The sequence below is a fragment of the Acinetobacter sp. CIP 53.82 genome, from assembly GCF_000369465.1.
Classification (GTDB): Bacteria; Pseudomonadota; Gammaproteobacteria; order Pseudomonadales; family Moraxellaceae; genus Acinetobacter; species Acinetobacter indicus.
In genome coordinates this window covers 797,513-817,499 of record NZ_KB850046.1, presented here as the reverse complement: position 1 = coordinate 817,499, position 19,987 = coordinate 797,513, and the positions used below count along the sequence as shown (strand labels likewise).

Sequence of the window (19,987 nt, the reverse complement as noted above, 5' to 3'; positions counted from 1 at the left end):
GTGAAAAGAGTGCAGGCGGGTGGTTTTTTTCATACAATATGCGCACCTAGAGAAAGGTGCAAATAATGAGTAATACCACCCCTGATTTCCAAGCCGATGAATTTCTATTAGATCATTATGTGGGCAAAACGCCATTGGTACGCTTGCAGCGTCTTGCAAGTCATACCCAAGCCACGGTGTTGGCCAAATTGGAAGGCAACAATCCGGCAGGTTCAGTCAAAGACCGCCCAGCGTATAACATGATTATGCAGGCGGAAAAGCGCGGTCAGATCAAACCGGGTGATACCTTGATTGAAGCCACCAGCGGAAATACGGGGATTGCACTGGCCATGGTGGCTGCCATGCGTGGTTATCAGATGAAGCTGATCATGCCGAACAACATGAGTCAGGAACGTAAAGATGCCATGCGTGCCTATGGTGCCGAACTGATTGAAGTGACCAAAGAACAGGGCATGGAAGGAGCGCGTGATCTGGCCCTGCAAATGCAGGCCGAAGGCAAAGGTCTGGTACTGAACCAGTTTGGTAATCCGGACAATGTCGAAGCGCATTACCTGACCACCGGACCGGAAATCTGGCAGCAAACTGGCGGTAAAATTACCCACTTTGTCAGCTCGATGGGGACCACCGGCACCATTATGGGGGTATCCAAATACCTGAAAGAAATGAATCCGGATATTCAGATTGTCGGTTTACAGCCTTCAGATGGTTCCAGCATTGCCGGTATTCGCCGCTGGCCGGAAGAATATTTACCGACCATTTTTGATCGTAGTCGTGTCGACCGGATTATTGATATTCCACAAATTGAAGCCGAGCGGACCATGCGTAAACTGGCGCAAAAAGAAGGCATCAGTGCCGGAACGTCATCGGGTGGTGCAGTCTGGGCTTCGCTGAAACTGGCAGAAGAAAACCCGGATGCGGTGATTGTCTGCATTATCTGCGACCGGGGTGACCGTTATTTATCAACCGGTTTATTTTCCGTTCAAGATCCTGAATAAACCGCCGTCAAGCTGTAGAGAAAATTATGCGTCTACCTGTGTTGGTATTTGATATTGAAACATGGACCGACCTGAAGTCGGGGGCGCATCTGTATGGTCTAGATTTGCCTGAGGCAGATCTGGAGCAGGCGCTGATGAAGCTGCGCCGTCAGGAATCGGGTATGGATTTTCAGCGTTTGCCGCTGCATGAAATTGTCTGTATTTCCGGCCTGTGGATTGATGAAACCGGCTTAATGACCCTGTTTTCTTTTAGCCGGGAACAGTATACCGAAGCCGAAATCCTGAAAAAATTTCTGTCGATTTTTGACAAGCGTCATCCGACTCTGGTGAGCTGGAACGGTTCGCAGTTTGATTTGCCGGTGATTTTATATCGTGCCATGTATCATGGCCTGTCTGCGCCAAGTCTGTTTGATCAGGGCGAAATTGACACGCAAAAGCGCTATAATAACTACCAGAACCGCTATCATCAGCGGCATATTGACTTGATGGATGTGATGGCCATGTTTAATGGCCGGAATTTCCAGAAACTGGATGATATGGCGCATCTGCTGGGTTTTCCGGGTAAACGCGGTGAAGCCGGTTATCATGTGCCGGAATATATCCGCGCCGGTGAATGGCTCAAACTCACCAGCTATTGTGAAGGTGATGTGCTGAATACCTGGCTGATCTATCTGCGCTGGCTCTTGCTGAAAGGGCAGTTGCAGCTGGATGATCATCGCCTGTGGGTTCAGACCACCATCCAGTATTTATCCAGCCTGCCACAGCATGGCGAGTTCCTCGCAGCCTGGCGCCAGAATGCACAAGCCACATACTTTACTGCTGCAGACTTCCCATCTTCCACACTTTAGGTGCTCATGAAACATCGTCCATCCGCTCGTCCAGCTCAACCCCTGATCCATACCTTTCAGGTTGAGTCGCTGTCCCATGAAGGGCGCGGGATTGCACACTATGGTTCACAGCCTGAACATCCGCAGGATAAACACGGCAAGAAGGTGTTTATTCAGGGTGCCTTGCCGGGTGAAACAGTCAAAGCACGGATTCATCATGTCACCAAACGGTTAGAAGAAGCCGACTGTATCGAACTGTTATCTGCACCTGCCGAGATGCGGGTCGAGCCGCCGTGTCCGTATTTTGGTGTCTGTGGCGGCTGCAATATGCAGCATATCCAGCTGGATGAGCAGATTCGTTTAAAACAGGATGTACTCAAGTCGCACCTGCAGCATTTTGCCGGCATTCAACCGGATGAATGGCTGACACCGTTACGTTCAACCCGGGAGGATTATCGCCGCCGTGCCCGGATCGGGGTGCGTTATTTCCCGAATAAAGACAAACTGGTGGTCGGTTTCCGGGAACGCCAGAGCAACCGGCTGACCTCAATTGACCGCTGTCTGATTCTGGACCGTGAACTCGGTTCAATCACCCGCCTGAAACAACTACTCCAAAGTCTAAAAGGCAAAGCCGACATTGGTCATGTAGAATTGGCAATGGGTGACACGGAAATTGCCCTGTTGGTCCGGCATACGGAAAAATTATCTGAGTCAGATGTCAACCAACTGCTCAAATTTGCGTTACAGAAACAATGGCAACTGTATCTGCAGCCTGCGGGACCAGACAGTGTGCAACGTGTAGATCAACCCGATCAGGCCATGCGTCTGCATTATGCACTGCCGGAATTTGAGCTGAAATTTGCTTTTCATCCACTGGATTTTACCCAGGTAAATTCCACCGTGAATCCGCAAATGGTCAAGCTGGCATGTGATTTGCTTCAGTTGCAGGCAGGTGAGCGTGTGCTGGATCTGTTTTGTGGATTAGGCAATTTCTCTTTACCTTTGGCGCGCTGTGTCGGCGAAAGTGGTACGGTGGTTGGCGTGGAAGGTTCAGATGAAATGGTGCATCGTGGTGCGGAAAATGCCCAGCTGAACGGGTTAACTCAGGTGAAATTCTTTTCACAAGATTTAACAAAAGATTTTTCGCATCATTCTTGGGCAAATCAAGGATTTGATGCATTATTGATTGACCCTCCGCGCTCCGGTGCCGAGGAAGTCATGCATTATGTGCCCAAATTTGGTGCGGCAAGAATCGTTTATGTGTCATGTAATCCGGCTACACTTGCAAGGGATGCGGGGATGCTGGTGCAACAGGGCTATCGTTTAAGCAAAGCCGGGGTGATGGATATGTTTAGCCATACCGGTCATGTAGAATCGATTGCCTTATTTGAGCAAGAAAAATCAATAAACGATTTATAGAAAATGAAGTATATAGAGGTAGGAGTAGGGTATGGTCACAGTACGTGAACAACTTCCTGGACGATTAAACGAATTGTCTGAGGAAACGACTGTAGAACATGCCGAGCAAGCACGACAGGATCTGGCAGAATGGCTGGACCGGGTTCGTGACATCTTAGATGGGGCAGCATTAGCAAAACTCGAAGAAGTTGCCACCTATACGTTACAAAAAGAGCTGGAAACGACAGTCAAGCACCGGTCCAATACCTTGTATACCGGAATTGAAATGGCCGATATTCTGGCGCATTTGCATGTCGATGAAGATACCTTGTCGGCTGCCATGCTGTACCGTAGTGTGCGTGAAGGGGTGATGACCCTGGAAGAAGTGCGTGAGCATTTCGGTGACAGCGTACATACCCTGGTCAAAGGTACCCTGTCGATGGGTAAGCTGTCCGAGCTGATTGAAAAGAATAAACGGCTGGAAGATCACTTCAATAACAACCAGCGCGAGCATCTGACCGGCATTTATAAAATGCTGATTTCAGTCACTGAAGATGTGCGTGTGGTGCTGATCAAGCTGGCTGAACGTACCTATGCCTTACGTGAACTGACCACTGCGTCCAAAGAACGTCAGGAACGGGTGGCGCGTGAAATTCTGACCATTTACTCGCCGCTGGCGCACCGTCTGGGTATTGCCCAGTTAAAATGGGAGCTGGAAGATCTGGCTTTCCGTTATCTGGCGCCGGACCGGTATAAAGAAATTGCGTCTTTACTGAATGAAAAACGGCTGGAACGTGAGCAATATATCCAGTTTGTAATTGATAAGCTCAAGAGCGAGCTGGCGGCGCATGGCATTGAGTCGGAAATTACCGGCCGGGTTAAACACATTTATTCGATTTATCGAAAAATGAAGAGCAAAGACCTGAGCTTCGACCAGCTCTATGATATTCGCGCGGTGCGGGTACTGGTTAAAACCATTCCAGAATGTTATCACTCGCTCGGCATCGTACATCAGCTGTGGCGGCATATTCCGCATCAGTTTGATGACTACATTACCAATCCGAAAGCCAACGGTTATCGCTCGCTACATACTGCCGTGATTGCTGAAAACAAGTCGCTGGAAGTGCAAATCCGTACCATGGAAATGCATGAAGAAGCAGAGCTTGGCGTGTGTTCACACTTTAACTATAAAGAAGGCAGCAAAACCACCGATCATTCCTTCAATCATCGTTTGCATTCTTTGCGCGCGGTGCTGGAACATTATCAGGAACGTAACGACGCCAGTGCGCATAAGTCCGATGATGAAACTGAAAACTTCGAGCAGCTGCAAGAGTTTGAAGATTTTGAAAAGATTTATGTGTTTAGCCGCGATGGAGATATTAAAGAATTACCGCGTGGCTCGACCGTGCTAGACTTTGCCTACCATGTGCATACCGAAGTCGGTAACAAATGTTATGCCGCGCGGGTCAATCAGCGTTATGTGCCGCTGACCTATACCTTAAAAACCGGTGAACAGGTCGAAATTCTGACCAAGAAAGACCGTGAACCAAACCGCGACTGGCTGGTGAACTCACTCGGTTATATCAAGACTGCGCGGGCGCGTGACAAGTTACGCCATTGGTTCAGACAGCAGGACCGCAGCAAGAATCTGGAAATCGGTCGTGATATTCTGAATAAGGAATTGTCGCGTCTGGCAATTCACCCGAAAAGTATTGACCTGAATGATTACTGCAATCACTTTAACGTCAAACTCGGTGAAGACATTCTGATTGGTCTGGTCAATGGTGAAATCAGCCTGCATGCGCTGATTAACCAGGTCAACCGGCATATGCATCTGGATCAGGATGAACCGGAACTGGTATTAAAACCAACCCTGAATCCGCGTGCCAGCCATACCTTGTCGGCGCATGGCATTCTGATTGATGGCCTGGATAACGTCGAGCTGCATATTGCCCAGTGCTGTCAGCCGGTGCATGGTGAATCCATTGCAGGCTATATCACCCTGAACCGCGGTGTCAGCATCCATAAGGTGGCTTGTCCGGATTATGTCCGCATGATCAGCCAGGAGACAGAGCGTGCGGTGGAAGCGGACTGGGAAATGCAGCCAACCCGTGGTCAAAGCGTACAGATTGTGGTGGAAGCCTATGATCGCCGTGGTCTGCTGAAAGACCTGACCCAGGTGATTTTCTCTGATCAGATTAATATTCGTCAGGTGAATACCATTTCCGAAAATGATGGTATTGCCAATATGAAGCTGTTAATTGAAGTCAAAGGTCTGGCGCAATTGTCACGTCTGCTGGCACGTTTGGAGCAGCAGCCGGGGATTATCAGCGCACGTCGTTTGGTACAGGGCAATTAAACTTTCTTTCTTATCTTTGAAAAAACCAGTGATCTTGATCGCTGGTTTTTGTTTATGCATGGAATGCGTCCACATATGAGCGCACAGATCATTTTAGAATTGGCCCGTCTGGCACAGATTGCACCGCAGCAGCCGGCGCTGGAGCGTAAAGCGTACATCCAGCAGCAGAAGCAGGCCATTTATGCTTTTCGTAACCAGCGCCTATCGGCCTATTTAAACGCGCCAATCTGCTCGGAAGATTTTGACCGTACTGCGTATGGCAAGCCGTTTTTGCCTGCGTATCCGCAGTTGGCCCTGAATCATAGTCACAGCCGTCAGCATTATGCACTGGCCTATAGCGAGCAGCTTCAAGATGTTGGGGTTGATGTTGAAGATCTGGATCGCAAGGTGCGCTTTGAGAGTCTGGCCAGGCACATGTTTCATCCGGCTGAATGGGAATTGTGGCAGGCTTATGGCCAGGAGACAGATTACTGGTTTAAGGTCTGGACCACCAAGGAGGCTGTTCTGAAAGCGTCAGGGCTGGGTATTCGCATGAGCCTGAACCAGCTGAATAGCGGGGTTCATCCGCATCAGCAGGGTGGATTCTGCCATCATGAGGGCTTGGGTACGTTTGCCTATCAGCATCTGAAGATTGGTGGCTGTATGCTGACCGTAGCCTGGCGTTCTGAACGTTCCTGTAAGGGATTTCAGTTTCCCAAGCTGCAACTGATCCGCCATTAAAAAAGCCCATCCGGAGATGGGCTTTTGCTGGTATGGGAGGGATAAGAATTAAGGAATTTCTTCCTCTTCAAATTCCGGTTTTACCTGCACAATAAAGTCTTGACGGTTCAGACCACGCCACAGTGCAAAGGCGGTACCAATATAAATCGAAGAATAAGTCCCGACAAAGACACCGACAAACATGGCAATCGAGAACCATTTCAGGCCATCACCGCCCATCAGCATCATCGCCACCACCACCAGTAACAGTGTCATCGAAGTGTGGATGGTACGACGTAAGGTTTCGGTTAAGGCAATGTTGACCACTTCCAGCGGCGAAGCGCCCCGAATTTTACGGAAGTTTTCACGAATACGGTCCGAGACCACAATGTTATCGTTGAGCGAGAAGCCGATAATTGCCAGCAGGGCTGCCAATACGGTCAGGTCAAACGGCCATTGCATCATCGCAAAAATACCCACAGTCACGATAATATCGTGGAACAGGGACAGCACCGCACCCATCGCCAGTTTAAACTCGAAGCGGATGGTGACGTAAATCAGCATCAGGATCAGTGCCAGTGCCACGGCACCTGCAGAACGTACATACAGCTCGTTACCGACCTGACCGCCGACCACATCAACCTTGGTCACATCGGCGCTGTTGCCCGGCAATTGTGCCGCTGCGGTAATGGTCTGGGTCAGGTCTTCGACTTCAATCTCGTCCTGCACCGGCATACGCACCATCAGGTCACGTTCAGAACCCAGGGTTTGTACCACTGGATCACGGAAACCGGCCTGCGTCAGGGCAGAAGAGACATCGCTGGCTTTCACCGGATTGCTGTAGTTCAGCTCTGCGGCAATACCGCCGGTAAAGTCCAGACCCAGATTTAAGCCTTTGGTGGCAATAAAGAAGATGCTGGCCACGGTTAAAATGATCGAAAGCAATGCCGCCGGCAACGCAATCTTCATAAACGGAATGACGCGCTCATCATCCGGACGGCCGTATTTTTTCGGATTCAGTTGAGTATTCTCAGTCATCATCGATCTCCTTAAATGCTCAACTTTTTCAGGTTACGGCGTTTGCCATAAATGATCTGTACAATCGCACGGGTTACGGTAATGGCCGTAAACATCGAGCAGACAATACCAATCATTAGGGTCACGGCGAAGCCTTTAATCGGACCGGTACCAATCGCGAACAGAATGAACGCCACCAGGAAGGTGGTTAAGTTCGAGTCGAAAATGGTGTTATAGGCCCGGTCATAACCAGCCACAATGGCCTGTTTCGGTGAGGCCCCCCATTTGATCTCTTCCCGTATTCGCTCACAAATCAGGACGTTGGCATCGACCGCCATACCAATGGTAATGACGATACCGGCAATACCCGGTAAGGTTAAAGAAGCACCAATCCATGACATCACTGTCAGGATCATCGCCAGGTTAAACACCAGCGCGAAGTTGGCAATCACACCAAACAGACGGAAGAACACCACCATCCAGATCGCAACCAGAATAAAACCGATCTGGGTCGAGGTTACGCCCTTGTCGATATTTTCCTGACCCAGACTAGGACCAATCACACGTTCTTCAACGAAGTACATTGGCGCAGCCAGGGCACCGGCACGTAACATCAGTGCCAGTTCAGCCGCTTCTTGCGGTGAATCCAGACCGGTAATTCGGAACTGTGAACCTAATACCGCCTGAATGGTTGCGGCGTTAATCACCACAGATTCGGTGTATGGGGTCCGCACTTCAGTCTGGACGCCGGTTTCCGGATCAGTTACATAGCTGATGCGCTGCTTGTTCTCAATGAACAGTACCGCCATACGTTTGCCGACCGCATTACGGGTCGCGTCTGCCATCAGCTTGCCGCCTGCAGAGTCGAGGGTAATATTTACCTCGGCACCGCCAGTATCCTGGCTAAAGCCACTCGATGCATTCTGTACGCGCTCACCGGTTAAAATACGGCTACGGTTCAGCAGCAACTGACGGCCACTGTCGAGCGATTCAAAGGCAAAGGCTTCAGTGCCCGGCGGTAAGGTCTGACTGCTGAGCTGACCAGTATACGGGTCAATATACTGATCATTTAGATCAGAGACCAAACGGAATTCTAGATTCGCAGTACGACCCAGAACACGCTTGGCTTCAGCGGTATCCTGTACGCCCGGCAATTCCACCACAATACGGTTGCTGCCTTGGGTTTGGACCAGTGCTTCGGCCACACCTAACTCGTTAATACGGTTACGTAGCGTGGTCAAGTTCTGGTTCACGGCATAGGATTCAATTTCCTGCTTGCGCGTGTCGGTATAGGTCAGGCGCAACATGGCACCATCTGTGGTGGCCAGGGCCTGCTGGTTAAACTCGTTGCCGTTACGGCGCAAGAAGTCCATTACGGCTGAGCGGTCGTCATTGTTGGCGAACTGCACGGTAATGGTGTTGTTATTCAAAGACAGGCTGTTGAATTTCAGTTTGTTGTCGCGCAGTTGGCGACGCAGGTCAGTCGCAGAGGTCTCCATGCGCTGGCTGATGGCCTTGTCCATATCCACTTCCAGCAGGAAGTGAACACCACCACGCAAGTCCAGACCCAGTTTCATTGGCTTGGCGCCAATTTTCTGTAGCCATTCTGGAGTGGTTGGCGCCAGGTTGAGTGCCACGACATAATCATCACCCAAGCCCTGACGTAATGCATCTTTGGCTTTAAGCTGTGCTTCACTTGAGTCCAGACGCAACAGGGCTGCGTTATTGGTAAAGCTGTTGTCATGGCTGGCAATATTTTCTGATTTTAGAATTTGCTCTGCTTTTTGTACGATGCTTTGGTCAATTTGGGTACCGGCTTTGGCCCCAGAAATCTGAACCGCAGGTTCATCTGGATACAAACTTGGCAGGGCATATAATGTACTCACCACCAGAACCACAAGGATGAGTAGATATTTCCATGCTGGGTAACGCATTTAATTTTCTTCTTAAAATTAAAAAGTCGTGCGGGCGCACGACTAACTTTTGATTAAAGGTTGTTTAATGTGCCTTCAGGCAGAACTGAAATCACACTGGCACGCTGAATTTTTACTTCTACGCCGCGGTTCAGTTCAACCACTGCAAAATCACCTTCAAGTTTGGTGATTTTACCCATCAGGCCACCAGCAAACACCACTTCACTGCCTACGCCCAGGCTGTCGATCAGAGCGCGGTGTTCTTTGGCACGTTTTGATTGCGGGCGCCAAATCAGGAAGTAGAAAATTGCAATAAAAACTGCAATCATCAAAAGGTTAGCAACCATGCTTGGTTGTTGTGCAGCTTCACCTGCTGCGTGAGCAGTAGAAATAAAAAGGCTCATTTCATTTTCCTAAACTAAAAACTGGAATCAATAACATTGATAATAAATTGACTTGTTCTGCAATTTACCCTGTCTTTTTCTTCAGCGCAAATACTGAAAAGATTAATCTTGCGGACAAGGCGGTACATCCAGACCGCGACGGGCGTAAAAGTCCTGTACAAAGTCATCAAAAGTGCCATTGTCCAAGGCATTACGGATATCTTGGGTAAAGCGTTGGTAATAGCGCAGGTTATGGATGGTACCGAGCATTGAACCGAGCATCTCGCCGCATTTTTCCAGATGGAACAGGTAGGCGCGGGTAAAGTTCTTGCAGGTATAACAGTCACAGTGCGGATCGAGCGGGCTCTGGTCATGACGGTATTTACTGTTACGAATCCGTACCAGACCATCGGTCACGAAATAATGACCATTACGGGCATTACGGGTTGGCATTACGCAGTCAAACATATCCACCCCGCGGCGAATCCCTTCCACGATATCTTCCGGTTTGCCGACACCCATCAGGTAACGTGGTTTATCTTCCGGCATTTTGTTCGGCAGATAATCCAGTACCTTGATCATTTCTTCTTTTGGTTCACCGACTGACAGACCGCCAATGGCATAACCATCAAAACCGACTTCTAGCAGACCATTTAAAGACTCATCACGTAAATCTTCATACATCCCACCCTGAATAATCCCGAACAGGGCATTTTTATTTTCAAGGACATTGTGATGATGTTCTTTACAGCGTTTGGCCCAGCGTAACGACAGCTGTAAAGATTTCTGTGCTTCTTCATGGGTCGCTGGATACGGCGTACATTCGTCAAAAATCATTACGATATCAGAGTTCAAAGTTTTTTGAATTTCCATCGAGATTTCAGGCGAAAGAAAAACCTTTGAGCCATCAATAGGCGAGCGGAAGGTCACACCTTCTTCTTTAATTTTACGCATTGCACCTAAGCTAAACACCTGAAAGCCGCCAGAGTCAGTCAAAATAGGCTTATCCCATTTGATGAATTCATGTAGACCGCCGTGTTGCTGAATCACTTCCAGTCCTGGACGCAAATATAAATGGAAGGTATTGCCTAAAATAATTTGTGCCTGAATTTCTTCAATATCACGTGGCAGCATGCCTTTGACTGTGCCATACGTCCCCACAGGCATAAACACAGGGGTTTCGACCACACCATGAGCAAGCGTTAAACGACCACGACGGGCACGCCCCGACTGACCTAATTTCTCAAACTTCATATATGTTCCAAATCAAGGCGAAAAAACAGTTCGCTGATTGTTCATGCTAAAAGTGCACTATTTTCCTAGATTATGCACAGAATTGCCAGTTGAGATACGTTTTCCTTGGTAAAAATTGAGAGTGAATATTTTGCTCAAATCCATTGTGCTTACGTGGTGGAAAATTGCTGAATACGCTGGGTAATTTCTTCTTTATCGGCTTACTTTTTGTTTTTGGATTTTATGTTTGAGTAACTTTTATTTATATTTTGTTCAATTGCATGATGATATCAAAGCTGAAGAACTGTCAATAAGATCAAAAAAATTGTAGTCAAAGCTCACTTAAGTTGTTAAATTGTAATTAAAATCAATTCATAGAGGTGGGCTATGAGTGAATTAAACAGTGCACTAAAAGAAGACCAATTCTATAAAACGCTTTTGGAAACCACGAATGCAATTCCATGGCAGATTAACTGGAAAACCAAAGCTTTTAGCTATATTGGCCCACAAATTGAGTCTTTACTGGGTTGGACGCAAGACAGCTGGAAAACTGCACAAGATTGGATTGATCGGATGCATCCTGAAGATCGGGACAAGACCGTGAATATGTGTGTGAGTCTGTCCGATCAAGGCACAGACCACGAAGCGGATTATCGTGCCTTAACCGCTACAGGAGATTATGTCTGGATTCGTGATGTGGTGCATGTGATTCGTGAAAATAACGAAACTGTGGCGATTATTGGGTTTATGTTTGATATTTCTGCGCGTAAACAAATGGAGTTGGAACTCGACGCATTGAGTCGCAAAAATCTGGCTTTGAGCTTACAAGACCCGCTGACCTTGGTTGCCAATCGAAAGGCGCTCAGTGAGCGTATAGAAAACGAATTTAAACGTGCTGTGCGTCATCAACATGCATTGTCTCTCTTGTTTATCGACATCGATCATTTCAAGCCTTATAACGACAATTATGGACATTTACAGGGTGATCATTGTTTGATTAGTGTGGCGCAGTTGCTTAAACAACATTTTGCGCGTGCATCTGACTTTGTGGCTCGCTTTGGTGGCGAAGAATTTGTGGTGCTGTTGCCCGAAACACCATTGGCAGATGCTGTACAACTTGCTGAAAACTTTAGGCAGGCAGTATATGCGCTAGAAATTCCACATACCAAGACTGGGGAAACGACCCAAGTCACGGTGAGTATTGGTGTAAATAGCTATGATCAAAATCAGCAGTATCACAATGTGGTCGATTTTCTGCATTCAGCCGATGAATTATTGTATTTGGCAAAAAGTAAAGGGCGTAATCAAGTGCAGTATCTGACACAGTCACCTGTTTAGTTGAAATCTGAAAAAACAGCAAGCTTCGTGCCTGTTGTTTTATTGACATATCAAAAATAACTTAAAAATTTGGACGATAATCAAAACTTTGCTGCATGCTTGGATCACGGAACGGGCGAATGGCTTTTTTGCCCAAAGTTAAGGTGTTAATGATGTTGTTTGGGAAAATCTGAATCTGGTTATTAAACAGCTCGACATTGCGGTTAAAAATGGTAATCGCAGCACCGACATTTTCATTCTGTTCTTCAATTTCGTGCATCATTTTTAAATAGATGTCATTGGCTTTCAGCTCAGGATAGTTCTCGACCACCACGTTTAGGTTGTGCAGCAGCTCTTTACTCAAGCGCTCAATATGTTGCAGCTGGGCGCTGTCGGTACTGTCCAGTTTCAGGTTTAATACGTTTTGGCGCAGTTCGGTTACTTTGGCCAGCGTGCCCTGTTCAAAACTGGAATATTGCTCCACCACTGGAATCAGCTGTTCCAGAATCTTGACTTTCTGGCGTTCGTAACTGGTGACATCGGCCCAGGCACGAATACTGGCATTGTGATAACGCACAATATTGTTGCGAATCAGAATCCCGATAATCAGCACGGCCAGAATAATAGCTAGAAAAATCATCAATCCCATAGAAATCTCCCCACGTCCAAATTTATAAAAGCTGCAGCAAATGGCGTTGTAATTGTTCTAGATACGGTAATTTAAATGTACGCAGATGTCCACGTAAAGCCGAAATATCCTGAATGGTTTTATAGTTGCTGCTGGCTTGAAACAGGTTCTGGCTACCTACATAGCACAGGATTTTCTGTTCAGGATGAAACAGCAGATCGCCGGGCTGCACGTTCAGGAAATTGGCCAGTTTCAGCACCACCGCCGGGGTCAGCTGCCGGGCCATCTGGTGGGTATCGGTGCCATAGATGTTTAACTGCCGGTTAATCTGAATATCACTGGTATGCCACGGCTGGGTATAGGGGTAGGCAAAGCTTTTACGCTGCGAGCTGAGCGCCAGTCCCTGTAACTCGACCCCAAAGACAATGGCACCCCACAGGAATTTTTCAATTTCTTTGAGCCGCATTTTGTTGCCATTCTGGTCTTGGACCTGAATTTCAGAGACATAGCGATATTCAAACAGCATCACCTGATGGGTCTGGCCCTGTTCATCCTGCCAGTGGGTCAGAGCATAGCGGCGAATGTCATTGCTGAGATTGCCTTGCTGGAACAGCGGAAACAGCTGTTTGATTTGCGCAATAAAACGGACCGGCTGGAAGATGATCTGTTCATGCCGGGGAATGCTGTTAAAGGCCAACTGATACTTGAGCGCCAGTGCCTGTTGCTCCAGTTCCTGAATGGCATTGGTGATTGGGCGGCTGGATTCATAACAGAGAAACGCACCAAAGATCAGCAGACCACCGAGCAGCAGACACAGCTGCAAGGTCCAGTGCGCCGGGGCCAGCCAAAACAGCAGGATCAGTATCAGGCCGATGATGCCAAGCAAAATTGGCAGCTTGTTTTCAAAACGCAGGCTGATCGGGGCATTCCAGGGATGCAGCCGGTCGAGCAGTTCCTGCTGAGATTTGGCCTGGGCACCAATCTCCCAGAGCCGGGCGAGATTATTCCACACCAGCTGATTCTTCTTGCGGCGAATATGGATGCTGTGCTGAATATTCTCGATTGGCATGGGACAGTGCTCTAGCTGTGGGCCTGATCAATCAGCATGGCATCGCCATAACTGAAAAAGCGGTAACGCTGAGCCACCGCATGTTGATAGGCACGCATGATATTTTCACGACTCGACAGGGCTGACACCAGCATCAGCAGGGTTGATTCAGGCAGGTGGAAGTTGGTGATTAGACGGTCTACCACTTTAAATTTATAGCCCGGATAAATGAAAATCTGGGTATCACCGGTCCAGGCGGCCAGTGTGCCACCGTGTGCCTGTGCTGCACTTTCGACTGCACGGGTGGCCGTGGTGCCAACTGAAATGACTTTATTGCCACGTGCTTTGGCCTGCTGGATCATCTCCACAGCGGCGGCTGGTACATCACACCATTCGCTGTGCATGATATGGTTTTCAATATCAGTAGTACGTACCGGCAGGAAGGTTCCAGCACCGACGTGCAAGGTTACAAAGGTTTTTTGAATGCCTTTGGCTTCAAGCTTGGCCAGCAGTTCGGCATCAAAATGCAGGCTGGCAGTCGGGGCGGCAACACTGGCCAGTTTGGTTGGATCATTAAATACAGTTTGATAGCGTTCGGTATCAATCGCTTCTGCTTCACGGTTAAAGTACGGCGGAATGGGCAGGGCGCCGTAGCGATCCAGCACCTCTAGAATGGGCTGGGAAAACTCGACAATAAACAGGTTCTCATGCCGGCCTTGTACCGTGACTTTCACTTCATCTGGGCCAATGAAGAGTTCAGCACCGGCTTTTGGTGAATTGCTGGCTTTAATATGGCAATGCGCAATAAACTGATCTTGCATGCGTTCAACCAGCACTTCCACAGCGCCGCCGGTAGCACGTTTACCTTTCAGGCGGGCTTTCATGACTTTGGTGTCATTTAAGACCAGCACGTCGCCAGCTTCAAGTAAATTGACAATATCGGTAAATTGATGGTCTTGATACTGACCTTCGGCATTGACATGCAGCAGACGCGAGGCGCTGCGCTGTTCCAGCGGGTAACGGGCAATCAGTTCATCAGGGAGATCGAAATTAAAATCAGAAAGTTGCATGGTTAAATAAATGCGCAAAACAATAACAGGATTGGGCGTAGTATATGCGTTTTTCGGTTTTATCGCTGAAATTGCCTAATTATAAGACAAAAAAAATCGGGTTGATTTATTTTTAAACAAATATGGGGGGCGAGCGTTGACAAGCGGGTGAAACAGTTTATTATACGCATCAACACCTTCCCGAGGTGGTGAAATTGGTAGACGCGGCGGACTCAAAATCCGCTGTCAGAGATGACGTGTCGGTTCGAGTCCGACCCTCGGGACCACAGATTTTAAAGAACCCCAAGCATATTCAGACTTGGGGTTTTTTATTGCCTCAAATTTATGGATAGCTATCTCATATCGCTTTGTTATTCGATACTGTATTTACAATCAAAAAATAAATGACTAATCGAGTATTTTGATCAATCCTGATTGCATATTTTAAGTTTCCTCCATAGCCGGTAAGACTCTAGGAAAATTTGTCGATGTGTTTTCCCTGTTTGATGTGAGTCCTCTTTTAGTTGAAGATATTCTGCGTAGTCCATGGTGACAGATACTTGTTTGCTTTTGCCAATATTAATTTCAATTTTTTGCATATAACAGGTGCTTGTTCAAAACGAGTAATAAGCATAATTTAAAATTGTAATTTCTATTGTAGGTTATTGAATACCAATGAGTTCACGTACGTACGCATGAAATATTTAAAGAGGGAAAATAGGTATTGGTTCAGCTTGTAATGAGTAGTGAGATAAAAAAACCGGCGCCTTAGCACCGGTTTTTTTATGAGTTGACTAACAAAGGTCAGTCAAATCCAGTTTAAGCTTGTAATGAAGCCAGCGTTGCATTCAAGGTTTCGCTTGGACGCATCACGGCATTTACTTTCGCTTGATCTACCGCGTAGTAACCGCCGATATCTACTGATTTGCCTTGGACTTCTGCAAGTTCAGCCACGATTTTCTCTTCATTTGCAGCTAAAGCTTGTGCAAGTGGAGCAAATTTCGCTTTCAGTTCAGCATCTTCGTCTTGTGCAGCAAGTTCTTCTGCCCAGAATTTTGCCAGGTAGAAGTGGCTGCCACGGTTGTCCAGCTCGCCAGTACGACGTGATGGAGATTTGTCGTTGTCCAGCAGTTTGCCTGTTGCAGCATCTAAAGTCTTCGCCAGAAGTTTCGCTTTCGCGTTGTCTTCTTTAATGCCAAGCTCTTCTAGAGATACCGCCAGTGCCAGGAACTCACCTAAAGAATCCCAACGTAAGTGGTTTTCTTCAACTAGCTGTTGTACGTGTTTTGGTGCAGAACCACCGGCACCTGTTTCGTACATACCGCCACCAGCCATTAACGGCACGATTGACAGCATTTTCGCAGATGTACCCAGTTCCATAATCGGGAACAGGTCAGTCAGGTAGTCACGTAAGATGTTACCGGTTACAGAAATGGTATCCAGGCCACGAGCAACGCGCTCAAGCGTATAACGCATTGCACGGACTTGTGACATGATCTGGATGTCTAACCCGTCTGTATCGTGATCTTTCAGGTATTTTTGTACTTTCTTGATCAGTTCGTTTTCGTGTGGACGGTACGGGTCTAACCAGAAGATAGCTGGCATACCAGAGTTACGTGCACGTGTAACAGCCAGTTTCACCCAGTCGCGGATTGGGGCATCTTTAACCTGACACATACGCCAGATGTCGCCTTCTTCCACGTTTTGAGACATTAACACTTCACCAGTTTCCAGATCCGTGATGTTGGCAACACCCGCTTCAGGAATTTCGAAAGTCTTGTCGTGTGAACCGTATTCTTCCGCTTTTTGCGCCATCAGACCAACGTTAGGCACAGTACCCATAGTACGTGGGTCGAAGTTACCATTCCATTTACAGAAGTTGATCATTTCCTGGTAAATACGTGCGAAAGTCGATTCTGGCATTACTGCTTTACAGTCGTAAGGCTTGCCGTCAGCACCCCACATTTTACCGCCAGAACGAATCATTGCTGGCATAGATGCGTCAACAATTACGTCGTTCGGAGAGTGGAAGTTGGTGATACCTTTTGCAGAATCTACCATCGCCAGTGCAGGACGGTGTTCTTGACACGCGTGCAGGTCTTCGATGATTTCTTCACGTAAAGAAGTAGGCAAAGTTTCGATCTTCTCGTAAAGACCGGCCATACCGTTATTGACATTAATGCCTAACTCGTCGAACAGTTTGCCATGTTTTTCGAAAGCATCTTTGTAGTAAATTTTCACACAGTGACCGAATACGATCGGGTGTGAAACTTTCATCATGGTTGCTTTTACGTGTAAAGAGAACAGGATGCCAGCTTCTTTACAGTCATCCAATTCTTTTTCATAGAAGTCGCAAAGCGCTTTTTTGCTCATGAACATCGAGTCGATGATTTCACCGTCTTGCAGCGCAACTTTTGGCTTCAGAACAATGGTTTCACCTGACTTGGTGATCAGTTCCATTTTCACGTTACGCGCGCGGTCTAAAGTCATGGACTTTTCGCCATGGTAGAAGTCGCCTTCGTCCATGTGAGAAACGTGAGTTTGTGACCACTGTTTCCACTCGCTCATTGAGTGCGGGTTTTTCTTCGCGTAGTTCTTTACTGCAGTTGGTGCGCGACGGTCAGAGTTACCTTCACGTAATACCGGGTTTACTGCAGAGCCCAGGCATTTGCCATAACGGGTCTTGATTGCCTTTTCTTCCTCAGTGGTCGGGTTTTCAGGGTAATCAGGAACCGCATAGCCTTTAGACTGAAGTTCTTTGATACATGCAGTCAACTGAGCAACAGAAGCACTGATGTTTGGAAGTTTGATGATGTTCGTATCTGGATCTTGTGTAAGACGACCTAGCTCTGCGAGGTTGTCAGTGACCTTTTGCTCGTCGGTGAGGTAGTCAGAAAATTCTGCGAGCACGCGTGCGGCCACGGAGATGTCACTTTTAACGATCTCTACGCCGGCCGGCTTAGTAAAGGTCTCAATAATCGGCAGCAGCGAATAAGTCGCCAGTAATGGCGCCTCGTCAGTCAGTGTGTAAATGATGGTTGACTTTCCACCAGCCATATATAGCCCCTTGCGTTGATTGAGTTTTGAGGGGGTGAAAGTGATGAATCAGCCCCTGCGAACCGGTTTGCTTAAGTAAAACCTTGAGAGTATCGACCCTCAAGCCTTTTCAGTCAACGTAATATCCGTGATAACGACATTTCGCTGAAAAATGATGCATTTTAATTCGTGATATTTGTGCCTGATTTGAATCCACACTTGCCTGTTTGGGGAAGAAAAACACTCAAAGAGCCGCCTTTTTTCCTTCAAACTCGATCATTCCATCCAGCACATCTGCGTATTAGATTTGAATGATTAACCTGATTTTTTCAATACCAATAAGACAGATTGATCATGTGATGACGATTCACTGATCAGGCGGATATATTATCGTCCAAAAACATGAACAGAAGATGTAAAACTAAAGTAACGTGGTAAACCCATTATCCGGTGAAAATTAACCAGGAAATTCCCTTAAAAATCCGATGAATTTACAGAAATCATACCTATCATAACACTGAAAAAAGTGTATAAAAAAGTGCCAATTTATTTTTAACCAAAATCAGTTAATAGCTTGCTGTTTAAAAAGAGATAAACAAAAAGTAGTGAATTTATTTAATAAATCTAATGAAAATATACCTTTTTTTAAAATTTTTTCAGGTTACAAATTAATGAAGGAGTTTGGTTTATTCTTTTTGGTTTGGTGTTATATTCTCTGTTAAAGTTTGTTAACCGGGCTGAGCAATCGGCTTTAAAAATGGCCTAAATATTCTATAAGAATGGATCTCGGATGAGGCAGATATGAAGTTGCAGTTGCTTGAAATAGGTTCAGAAACTGAACAGCTGAGTGCATGCAGGTTGTCTCTGTTATTGGGGGTATTTACTGCCACCAATCAGATTGAGCGTTTTTTATCATCTGCCCGTAAAATTTTAGGGGTAGAGCGTTCCGCACTGGCCTTCGAGGGCGAACCCTATTTATGGTATGCCCATCAGGACTGTTTTAAAGCCTTTATTGCACCCGATCATATCCAGATTGTCGAACTGTTTGATGGTCAGGACTGCATTCATACCGAGCATCCTCACTATATACAACTGGTTGAGCGTATTAGCTCTTTAGGTGTAGAAGCAAAACGCTTTATGGCCTTTGATCTGAAAATGTCCGATGGTCGCTCTATTGGACAGATCCTGTTTTTCGACCAGAACGAGCAGCCTTTTTCGCTGCAGGCGATTGAAATTCTCAGTGATCTGGCCACCAATTTGGTGAATTATCTGGAGTTAAAAGCCGACCATGCCGAGCTGAAAGAAATGTATGAGCAGCAGGCCGCACTGAATTTCAGTAAAACCAAATTTTTCCAGATTATTGCGCATGACTTAAGAGCGCCGTTTCATGGCTTGCTCGGTTTTTCCGAAGTTCTGGCGCAAGAACGCGAAACGCTGGATGATTCCAGTGTGCAAAATATTGCCGACTATTTATATGATACTGCGCAATCGACCTATAACCTGCTGGAAAGCTTGTTGAACTGGGCCATGGCAGAAGGCGGCCGCTTTATCTATCATCCAATTAACTTCAAGCTGCAACAGTCGTCGCAAATTGTCTGCGATGTCCTGAACAGTCTGGCGGCGAAAAAGAATATTCAGCTGATTAACCAGATTGATGATGATATTAAAGTCTATGCCGACATTAATATGATTACTTCGGTTATCCAGAACCTGGTGTCGAATGCGCTAAAATTCACCCCGACAGATGGTACTGGCAAGGTGACTTTACGCGCCGAACAGGCAGACGATGGCGTGCACATCTATATTCAGGATACCGGTCTGGGCATGAGCCAGTCGCAAATAGAGCAGCTATTCCAGGCTGCGGTCACGGCCAGTAGCAAAGGTACAGCCGGTGAAAAAGGTACTGGTTTGGGCTTGGTACTGTGTAAGCGTTTTGTTGACCTGAACAAAGGTGAAATTGTAGTGGAATCTAATGAAGGCGAAGGAACCACCTTTATTGTGACCTTGCCGCAGGCCACCAGCGCGCATCAGGCTTTAATGCCGGAAGATATACAGTTCGAAAAAGTAAAAATGTAGAAAACGCAA

15 protein-coding genes and 1 tRNA gene are annotated in these 19,987 nt (G+C 47.0%); 8 read left to right on the top strand and 8 right to left on the bottom strand.

The annotated features are described in order from the left end of the window. Positions 1-65: 65 nt before the first annotated feature. The 5 genes from cysM (at position 66) to F905_RS09410 (ending at position 6,299) form a co-directional block, all read left to right on the top strand. Entirely contained in the window at positions 66-995 is a 930-nt protein-coding gene (cysM, locus tag F905_RS09430) for a cysteine synthase CysM (protein WP_005180080.1), read from the top strand. A gap of 26 nt (positions 996-1,021) precedes the next feature. After that, positions 1,022-1,843, top strand: a complete 822-nt coding sequence (locus tag F905_RS09425; RefSeq protein ID WP_005180079.1) for a 3'-5' exonuclease — start codon at positions 1,022-1,024, stop codon at positions 1,841-1,843. A 6-nt stretch (positions 1,844-1,849) separates the two neighbouring features. Continuing rightward, the gene (gene rlmD, locus F905_RS09420) at positions 1,850-3,241 is read left to right on the top strand and encodes a 23S rRNA (uracil(1939)-C(5))-methyltransferase RlmD (RefSeq protein ID WP_005180076.1); all 1,392 of its coding nucleotides are present in this window, start codon (positions 1,850-1,852) and stop codon (positions 3,239-3,241) included. Between the two features lie 31 nt (positions 3,242-3,272). After that, positions 3,273-5,579: a RelA/SpoT family protein gene (locus F905_RS09415; RefSeq protein WP_005180073.1), complete on the top strand. Its 2,307-nt coding sequence runs from the start codon at positions 3,273-3,275 to the stop codon at positions 5,577-5,579. Positions 5,580-5,654: 75 nt separating this feature from the next. Then, positions 5,655-6,299 carry a 4'-phosphopantetheinyl transferase family protein gene (locus F905_RS09410; protein WP_034597905.1) on the top strand — a complete coding sequence of 215 codons (645 nt, stop codon included), beginning with the start codon at positions 5,655-5,657 and terminating at the stop codon, positions 6,297-6,299. Positions 6,300-6,347: 48 nt separating this feature from the next. On the opposite strand, the gene secF is transcribed toward F905_RS09410, so the two are convergent. The 4 genes from secF to tgt form a co-directional block, all read right to left on the bottom strand. Further along, entirely contained in the window at positions 6,348-7,319 is a 972-nt protein-coding gene (gene secF, locus F905_RS09405) for a protein translocase subunit SecF (protein WP_171065090.1), read from the bottom strand. A gap of 8 nt (positions 7,320-7,327) precedes the next feature. Then, entirely contained in the window at positions 7,328-9,229 is a 1,902-nt protein-coding gene (gene secD, locus F905_RS09400) for a protein translocase subunit SecD (protein ID WP_005180067.1), read from the bottom strand. A gap of 53 nt (positions 9,230-9,282) precedes the next feature. Next, a complete protein-coding gene (gene yajC, locus F905_RS09395; RefSeq protein WP_005180065.1) occupies positions 9,283-9,612 on the bottom strand; it encodes a preprotein translocase subunit YajC in 330 nt (109 codons plus the stop codon). 102 nt (positions 9,613-9,714) lie between these two features. Further along, the gene (gene tgt / locus F905_RS09390) at positions 9,715-10,845 is read right to left on the bottom strand and encodes a tRNA guanosine(34) transglycosylase Tgt (RefSeq protein ID WP_005180063.1); all 1,131 of its coding nucleotides are present in this window, start codon (positions 10,843-10,845) and stop codon (positions 9,715-9,717) included. 366 nt (positions 10,846-11,211) lie between these two features. On the opposite strand from tgt, the gene F905_RS09385 reads away from it, so the two are divergent. Beyond that, a complete protein-coding gene (locus tag F905_RS09385; RefSeq protein ID WP_005180061.1) occupies positions 11,212-12,162 on the top strand; it encodes a sensor domain-containing diguanylate cyclase in 951 nt (316 codons plus the stop codon). A gap of 61 nt (positions 12,163-12,223) precedes the next feature. Here the strand turns inward: F905_RS09385 and F905_RS09380 are convergent, their stop codons facing one another. Genes F905_RS09380 through queA form a run of 3 tightly spaced genes read right to left on the bottom strand, consistent with a single transcriptional unit; the run spans position 12,224 to position 14,887 of the window. After that, positions 12,224-12,790 (bottom strand): LemA family protein, encoded by a 567-nt coding sequence (locus tag F905_RS09380; protein ID WP_005180059.1) that lies wholly within the window; start codon positions 12,788-12,790, stop codon positions 12,224-12,226. A 22-nt stretch (positions 12,791-12,812) separates the two neighbouring features. Next, on the bottom strand, positions 12,813-13,838 hold the full coding sequence (locus tag F905_RS09375; protein WP_005180058.1) for a hypothetical protein: 1,026 nt from the start codon (positions 13,836-13,838) through the stop codon (positions 12,813-12,815). Positions 13,839-13,849: 11 nt separating this feature from the next. After that, positions 13,850-14,887 (bottom strand): tRNA preQ1(34) S-adenosylmethionine ribosyltransferase-isomerase QueA, encoded by a 1,038-nt coding sequence (gene queA / locus F905_RS09370; RefSeq protein ID WP_005180057.1) that lies wholly within the window; start codon positions 14,885-14,887, stop codon positions 13,850-13,852. Positions 14,888-15,066: 179 nt separating this feature from the next. On the opposite strand from queA, the gene F905_RS09365 reads away from it, so the two are divergent. After that, positions 15,067-15,153 (top strand) — tRNA-Leu (locus F905_RS09365). 532 nt (positions 15,154-15,685) lie between these two features. On the opposite strand, the gene F905_RS09360 is transcribed toward F905_RS09365, so the two are convergent. Beyond that, positions 15,686-17,923, bottom strand: coding sequence for an NADP-dependent isocitrate dehydrogenase (locus tag F905_RS09360; protein WP_005180056.1), 2,238 nt, complete (start codon positions 17,921-17,923; stop codon positions 15,686-15,688). A 780-nt stretch (positions 17,924-18,703) separates the two neighbouring features. Here F905_RS09360 and F905_RS09355 point away from each other — a divergent pair. Beyond that, positions 18,704-19,978 (top strand): GAF domain-containing sensor histidine kinase, encoded by a 1,275-nt coding sequence (locus tag F905_RS09355; RefSeq protein ID WP_005180054.1) that lies wholly within the window; start codon positions 18,704-18,706, stop codon positions 19,976-19,978. The last annotated feature ends 9 nt before the right edge of the window (positions 19,979-19,987 follow it).